The organism is Aeromicrobium sp. (genome assembly GCF_014378035.1).
GTDB lineage: Bacteria > Actinomycetota > Actinomycetes > Propionibacteriales > Nocardioidaceae > Aeromicrobium.
Genome location: NZ_JACMOM010000055.1, coordinates 1 through 7040, shown reverse-complemented (window position 1 = coordinate 7040; position 7040 = coordinate 1). Strand labels below are relative to the sequence as shown.

7 protein-coding genes are annotated in these 7040 nt (G+C 65.4%); 5 read left to right on the top strand and 2 right to left on the bottom strand.

Going from position 1 to position 7040, the window contains the following annotated elements; all coding sequences use genetic code 11:
• Positions 1–14 precede the first annotated feature (14 nt).
• Positions 15–323, bottom strand: coding sequence for a 30S ribosomal protein S10 (rpsJ, locus tag H7290_RS03125; protein ID WP_012923688.1), 309 nt, complete (start codon positions 321–323; stop codon positions 15–17).
• A gap of 353 nt (positions 324–676) precedes the next feature.
• Positions 677–2182, bottom strand: a complete 1506-nt coding sequence (locus H7290_RS03120; RefSeq protein WP_290512556.1) for a mannitol dehydrogenase family protein — start codon at positions 2180–2182, stop codon at positions 677–679.
• Positions 2183–2354: 172 nt separating this feature from the next.
• Here H7290_RS03120 and H7290_RS03115 point away from each other — a divergent pair, with 172 nt between their 5' ends.
• The 5 genes from H7290_RS03115 to H7290_RS03095 form a co-directional block, all read left to right on the top strand.
• Positions 2355–3347: a sugar-binding transcriptional regulator gene (locus H7290_RS03115; protein ID WP_290512555.1), complete on the top strand. Its 993-nt coding sequence runs from the start codon at positions 2355–2357 to the stop codon at positions 3345–3347.
• Complete coding sequence (locus tag H7290_RS03110) at positions 3344–4750, top strand: sugar ABC transporter substrate-binding protein (protein ID WP_290512554.1); 1407 nt, start codon at positions 3344–3346, stop codon at positions 4748–4750. The genes H7290_RS03115 and H7290_RS03110 overlap by 4 nt, the downstream gene beginning before the upstream one ends.
• Complete coding sequence (locus H7290_RS03105) at positions 4747–5715, top strand: carbohydrate ABC transporter permease (protein ID WP_290512553.1); 969 nt, start codon at positions 4747–4749, stop codon at positions 5713–5715. The genes H7290_RS03110 and H7290_RS03105 overlap by 4 nt, the downstream gene beginning before the upstream one ends.
• A complete protein-coding gene (locus H7290_RS03100) occupies positions 5715–6590 on the top strand; it encodes a carbohydrate ABC transporter permease (protein WP_290512552.1) in 876 nt (291 codons plus the stop codon). The genes H7290_RS03105 and H7290_RS03100 overlap by 1 nt, the downstream gene beginning before the upstream one ends.
• A 28-nt stretch (positions 6591–6618) precedes the next feature.
• The coding region (locus H7290_RS03095) for an ABC transporter ATP-binding protein (RefSeq protein ID WP_290512551.1) at positions 6619–7040 on the top strand (422 nt) is incomplete at its 3' end.

The window sequence follows — 7040 nt, the reverse complement described above, 5'->3', positions numbered from 1 at the left end:
GTCGCTGACTCCCCTCAGAGCTTGATCTCGATGTCGACGCCAGCAGGAAGGTCGAGTCGCATGAGCGAGTCGACCGTCTTGGGCGTCGGGTCAATGATGTCGATGAGACGCTTGTGGGTCCGCATCTCGAAGTGCTCGCGGCTGTCCTTGTACTTGTGCGGAGAGCGGATCACGCAGAACACGTTCTTCTCGGTGGGCAACGGCACCGGACCTGCAACCTTGGCACCGGTGCGCGTCACGGTGTCGACGATCTTGCGCGCCGACGAGTCAATGACCTCGTGGTCGTAGGCCTTGAGCCGGATACGGATTTTTTGTCCCGCCATGCTCTCGTTTGTCCTTTACATTCGTTCCGCTTCGCTATCATCTCGCCCCGGGTTCGGAGGAGATGGCTCACCCTCCCGCCGACCCCCGAGGTCGGGCGTGTCGCGGCGCTCTAGGCGCGTACGTCACACACTTGTCGAGTTAGGTGGTTGGACCCGCGCTCACATCGTCGAGACGATGCATGCTGCAGGACAAGCCCGATCTCAGTTCTGGCACCGGCGTCGTGATCGGCGTGAGAGGCCGGACGATCGGCGCCCCCGCGATCAAGCCGGAGCAACCGCCCTAGTCTGACAGAACCGCTGCGTGAAACACAAATCGGCGGAAGGTGGGGTGCCAGGTCCGGTGGTGCCTGTCATCACCCACCCAACGTGCACTCACCAACAAGCCCTTCCAGGGTGGCGCGCGCACCGAGTGTGTGCAGCGAGTGCAGATGTGCCGTGTACTCCTCGACGAATCTGCCATCGTCGATGAGGTCGCCGAACACACTCCGGTTGGCGATGAAGGCAGTGGGGTCGTGACGCTGTGCCTGGGCAATCGGGACCAACGTGTCCTTGAGCGCATCGACGATCTCGATCGGCTCACCCTGCTCGTCCGATCCCTCGGCATATCGCGCCCAGCTGGCGACCACGGCGGTTGACAGCGTGATGGGTCCTCCGGACACGAGGTTGGTACGGATGACCGGCAACAGCCACGTCGGGATCCGGTCGGACGACTCGGCACACAATCTGGCGACGGTGTCACGGATCTCTGGGTTGGAGAATCGTTCGATGAGGGTTCGCTTGTACTCATCCAGGTCGATTCCTGGCACGGGCTCGAGCGTCGGCGTCGCCTCCTGGTCCATGTACGCGACGAGGAACCGGGAGAACAGCGGGTCCTGCACAACCTCGTGGACGAGCCGGTAGCCGCTGAGCCACCCGAAGTAGCAAAGCGCCTGATGACTGGCGTTGAGGAGGCGCAGCTTCATGAGCTCGTAGGGGCCGACGTCGTCGACGACCTGCACGCCCACCTCCTCGAATGCTGGGCGGCCGAGGGGGAAATCATCCTCCAGCACCCACTGGACGAATGGTTCGGCCGCGACCGGCCACTGGTCCTCGATCCCGTAGCGATCGCTGATCCCAGCAATGACCTCCGCAGTGGTGGCCGGGGTGATGCGATCGACCATCGAGCTCGGGAACGACGTCTTGCTCTCGATCCAGACCGCCAGTACAGGGTCGAGCAGTCGGGCGAACGCCGTGAAGGTGGCCCGGGCCACCTCACCGTTGCCCTCGATGTTGTCGCAGGACATCACCGTGAACGGCGCCAGGCCGCGGTCACGACGCCGACGCAGCGCCTCGGTGACGAGTCCGAATGTCGTGGAGGGCACAGCGCCCGGCGCGAGATCGGCGACGACGGCGGGACTGTGGTCGTCGAACTCGCCGGTCGTCGCGGAGAAGTTGTAGCCTCCCTCCGTCACCGTGAGCGACACGATGCGGGTCGCCTTCGCGGCCATCCGCTCGATGACGGCCTCGGGGTCGTCCGGCGCGAAGAGGTAGTCCACGATCGAACCGATGACACGGGTCTCCCAGGTGCCGTCGGCATGCTTGAGCGCCAGCGTGTACAGGCCATCCTGTTCGGCCAATACCTTCTTCATCCGCCGATCTCCCGGCAGCACCCCCACGCCGCAGATCGCCCACTCCTGGGCGCCCCCGGCCGCGAGCAGCCGGTCCACGTACATCGCTTGGTGCGCTCGGTGAAAACCGCCGACACCGATGTGCACGATCCCCACGGTGAGGGACGTCCGGTCGTACGACGGGAGCCCGACGCCCTCCGCCAGTTCGGAGTCGTTGGCGAGATCGGCGAGATGCGCTTCGGTGAGCTTCATGAGTGTCTCCTGTGGGTCTGGAGCGGGTGAATGACGGTCACGCCCGGTCTGCACGATGTGGTGCAGGTCACTCCGGGGTGTTGTGCAGATCACAGCGCGATGTTAACTTGTCGAGCAGATGAACACACCATGAGCATTTGCTCACAGTGTCATGACGGTGAGGAGCATGGCGATGGCCGAGGTCACCAAACGCGTCCCCCGGTCGACCGAGGACCTCCGACTAGCCGTTCGTGCCGCCACCCTCTACCACCTCGAGGGCGTGACCCAGGCGCAGATCGCAGATCAGCTCGGCGTCTCCCGCCCCACGGTCGGCCGGCTGCTGGCCCGTGCACGGGCTCAGGGACTCGTCACGATCGAGGTACACGTTCCCGACGGCCTTGCCGGCACGGTGCACACCGACGTCGAGCGCGAGCTCGAGTCGACCTTCGGCCTGACGGAGGCACTCGTCATCTCCGACGCCTTCGACGGCGTGGACAGCGGTTACGCGTTGCTCGGACGCGCCGCCGCAGCGGCCCTGGCTCGCAGGGTGAAGACCACCGACACCCTTGGCTTCACCTGGGGTCCTGAGACCGTCGCCGTTGCGCGTGCCCTGTCGCCAGGGTCCGCACGGTGCGCACAGGTCGTTCAGCTCGACGGATCCATGACGAGCGCCGAATACCAGACCGGAGTCGAGTACACCCTCGGGCGCTGCGCCGAGCAGCTCGGAGCACGCCCCGTGCGCCTGATCGCGCCGCTGTATGCGGATCCCGCGACCGTGCAGGCCCTGCACCTGGACTCGGTGATCTCGCGCGCACTGCAGGCGGGAGCCGACGCCGACGCCATGATGTTCGGCATCGGGCCGGTCTCCACCTCGACGACGCTGTTCGAGGGCAACTTCATCGACACCAAGGTCCTGGGCGAGCTCACACGTCTGGGTGCCGTTGGCGAGATCGGCGGACGGTTCTTCCGCGCGGACGGCACCGACGTCGGCGGCTCGCTGCCGGAGCGGACGGTCTCGGTGTCGCTCGACTCCATCCGTACGTGTCCGCGGGCGATGCTCGTCTCCGGCGGACCTCACAAGCACGAAGCGATGCTCGGCGCCCTCCGGGGCGGCCTGGCCACCGTGCTGGTCACCGACATCGGCAGTGCTCGCTGGTTGCTCGACAAGCAGAAGGGGGAAACATGATGAGGACACCCATCGATCGATCCAGGCCCAGCGGCCGCAGGAGGGTCAAACGGCTGGCGCTCGTGACAGGCGTGCTCGCCGCGGCATGCTGCCTGGTCCTCAGCGCGTGTGCCGGTGCGGGCTCCATCGGGGGCGGTGGCAAGGACACGACCATCACCGTCGCGATTGTCTCCAACTCACAGATGCAGGACGCCATCTCCTTGGCGCCCCAGTTCGAGGCGGACCATCCGGGCACCAACCTCAAGTTCGTGAGCTTGTCCGAGAACGAGGCGCGCGCCAAGATCACAGCGTCGGTTGCCACCGGCGGCGGCGAGTTCGACGTCGTCATGATCAGCAACTTCGAGACGCCGCAGTGGGCAGCCAACGGCTGGCTCACCAATCTCTCCGACTACGCCGACACGACACCCGGCTACGACACCGCCGACTTCATCCCGACCCTGCGCGAGTCCCTTTCCTACAAGGGCAACATGTACGCGGTCCCGTTCTACGGTGAGTCGTCGTTTCTGATGTACCGCAAAGACCTGCTGAAGAAGGCCGGCGTGACCTTGTCCGGCGAGCCCACATGGGACGAGGTCTCTGCAGCGGCGGCCAAGCTGGACGACCCAAAAGCCGGCGTCTCCGGCATCTGCCTGCGCGGCAAGCCGGGCTGGGGTGAGGTCCTGGCGCCGCTGAACACCGTCATCAACGCCTACGGCGGGCGGTGGTACGACAAGGACTGGAACGCCCAGCTCGACTCGCCCGAGGTGCAGAAGGCTGTCCAGACCTACGTTGACACTGTGCGCAAGCACGGAGAAGCCGGCGCGGCCACGAGCGGCTTCAGCGAGTGCGCCACGCAGCTCTCCCAGGGCAACACCGCCATGTGGTACGACGCAACCTCGGCCGTCTCGGTCCTCGAGGACAAGGCGTCGAGCAAGGTCGTGGGCAAGATCGGCTACGCCAAGGCCCCCCAGGCAGCGAAGGGCGGCAACGGGTGGCTCTACTCCTGGGCGCTCGGGATCCCCCGGACCAGCAAGAACCCCGCCAAGGCATGGGACTTCATCGCCTGGATGACCGACAAGAAGTACATCAAGAAGGTCGGCACCGAGCTCGGATGGGAGCGGGTGCCCCCGGGCAGTCGACTCTCGACCTACGAGATCCCGGAGTACAAGAAGGCCTCCGCCAGGTACGGTCCGCTGACCCTGGCGTCGATCGAGGGCGCTGACCCCAAGGACGCCACGGTGGACCCGGTGCCCTACACCGGCGTGCAGTTCCTCACGATCCCGGAGTTCCAAGATCTCGGCACCCGAGTGAGTCAACAGATCAGCGCTGCGATTGCCGGGCGCATCAGCGTCAAGGGCGCGCTTGCTCAATCGCAACAATATGCCGAGGTCGTCGGCAAGACCTACCGGAAGGCTGACAAATGACCGCCACCGTCTCGACCCCAGCCGGACCGGACACCGAGCCGGGGACAGGGTCCGGTTCGTTCACCCCCACCAAGCGCACAATCTCACGGGCCGAGGGCTGGCGCCGACGAGGCCCGTTGCTGCCCGCGCTGGTCTTCTCCATCGTCGTGACGCAGATCCCGTTCCTCTTCACCCTCTACTACTCGACCCAGTCGTGGAACCTCGTCCGCCCTGGCTCACGAAAGTTCAACGGTCTCGGCAACTACGCTGACGTCTTCCGGGACAGCCAGTTCCGCGAGGTCGCCTTCAACACCGTCGTCATGATCGCCGGCACCGTCATCATCTCGGTCTTCCTCGGCCTGCTGCTGGCACTGCTGCTCGACCGCAAGTTCTTCGGCCGCGGCATCGTGCGAACGCTGCTGATCACGCCGTTCCTCATCACGCCCGTCGCCGGCGCTCTGATCTGGAAGACCACGATGTTCGATCCGGTGTTCGGGCTCATCAACTTCGTGCTCAGCCCGTTCGGGGTCGGCCAGGTCGACTGGGTCAGTCGCTTCCCGCTCGCCTCGGTCATGACCGACCTCGTGTGGCAGTGGACCCCGTTCATGATGCTGCTGATCCTCGCCGGGCTGCAGTCGATGCCCAAGGACATCGCGGAGGCAGCCCGCGTCGACGGGGCCGGGCCCGTCAAGCTGTTCCGGGAGCTGACCCTGCCCCACCTGCGACGGTTCATCGAGCTCGGCACCGTGCTCGGGGCGGTCTACCTCGTCAACACGTTCGACGCGGTCTACATGATGACGTCGGGCGGCCCCGGCGTCGCAAGCTCCAATCTCCCGTACTACATCTACCAACGCGCCTTCCTCGGCTTCGACGTCGGGCAGGCCGCCGCGATGGGCGTCATCACCGTCATCGCCACGATCATCGTGAGCGCCGTGGCGTTGCGCCTGATCTTCAAGAGCTTCAGTGGCAACGAGGAGGCAGCCTGATGAGCACGTCAACGATCGAAGCGCCCGAGACCACCGCCGAGGACGCGCCCCTACGGCGCAAGCGCACCTGGGACACCGGGACCGTCTGGTCCGTCGTGGCCTGGGTCGTCGGGCTCGGCTTCTTCTTCCCGGTCCTCTGGATGGTGATCACCGGGTTCAAGCAGGAGAGTGATGCCTACTCCGACCCGCCGACCCTGTTCTTCAAGCCGACGCTCGACCAGTACCGCGCGGTGCTCGACAGCGGCCTCGGCACAACGCTGCTCAACTCGGTCTTCGCTACCGGGGTCTCGACGCTGCTGGTGCTGCTGCTGGGAGTACCGGCAGCTTTCGCACTGTCGCTGCGACCTGTTCGCAAGACGAAGGATGTGCTGTTCTTCTTCATCAGCACCAAGATGCTTCCAGTCGTCGCCGCCATCGTGCCGCTCTACGTCATCGTGGGCGACATCGGGCTGCTCGACAACATCTGGGCGCTGATCATCCTCTACACCGCCATGAACCTGCCGATCGCGGTGTGGATGATGCGCTCGTTCTTCCTTGAGGTTCCGAGCGAGCTCCTCGAGGCCGCCAGCATGGACGGCGCCAGCCTCTGGAGGTCGGTGCGTGAGGTCATCCTGCCCATCGTCTCGCCCGGTATCGCGGCCACGGCCCTGATCTGCGTGATCTTCTCGTGGAACGAGTTCTTCTTCGCCGTCAACCTCACGGCCGTCCAGGCGCAGACGGTGCCGGTCTTCCTCGTCGGGTTCATCACCGGCGAGGGACTGTACTGGGCACGGCTCTCAGCCGCGGCCACGCTCACCGCACTTCCCGTCATCTTGGCGGGCTGGGTCGCGCAGAACAAGCTCGTCCGTGGTCTGTCCTTCGGCGCCATCAAGTAACTCTCACCTCTCGAACCAAGGAGCAATCATGGCTGCAATCGAGTACAAGAAGGCGTCGTGCATCTACGAAGGGGCCGACAAGCTCGCGGTCGACTCGCTGGACCTCGACATCGCCGATGGCGAGTTCGTCGTGCTGGTCGGTCCGTCCGGGTCCGGCAAGAGCACGGCCCTGCGGATGCTGGCCGGGCTCGAGGACATCGACGGTGGAAGCATCGAGATCGGCGGCAGCAACATGGTCGGCGTCCCGTCCAAGGACCGCGACATCGCGATGGTCTTCCAGAACTACGCGCTCTATCCCAACAAGACTGTCGGCGAGAACATGGGCTTCGCCCTCAAGATGCGCGGTGTGCCCACGGACGAGCGCAAGGCCAAGGTGGCCGAGGCGGCCGAGATACTCGACCTCACCGAATTCCTCGACCGCAAGCCGGGCAAGCTCTCCGGCGGGCAGCG

Coding starts and splice junctions, on each gene's coding strand:
- H7290_RS03100 (WP_290512552.1), top strand. CDS start 5,715: ATGAGCACGTCAACGATCGAAGCGCCCGAGACCACCGCCGAGGACGCG.
- H7290_RS03105 (WP_290512553.1), top strand. CDS start 4,747: ATGACCGCCACCGTCTCGACCCCAGCCGGACCGGACACCGAGCCGGGG.
- H7290_RS03115 (WP_290512555.1), top strand. CDS start 2,355: ATGGCCGAGGTCACCAAACGCGTCCCCCGGTCGACCGAGGACCTCCGA.
- rpsJ (WP_012923688.1), bottom strand. CDS start 323: ATGGCGGGACAAAAAATCCGTATCCGGCTCAAGGCCTACGACCACGAG.
- H7290_RS03110 (WP_290512554.1), top strand. CDS start 3,344: ATGATGAGGACACCCATCGATCGATCCAGGCCCAGCGGCCGCAGGAGG.
- H7290_RS03120 (WP_290512556.1), bottom strand. CDS start 2,182: ATGAAGCTCACCGAAGCGCATCTCGCCGATCTCGCCAACGACTCCGAA.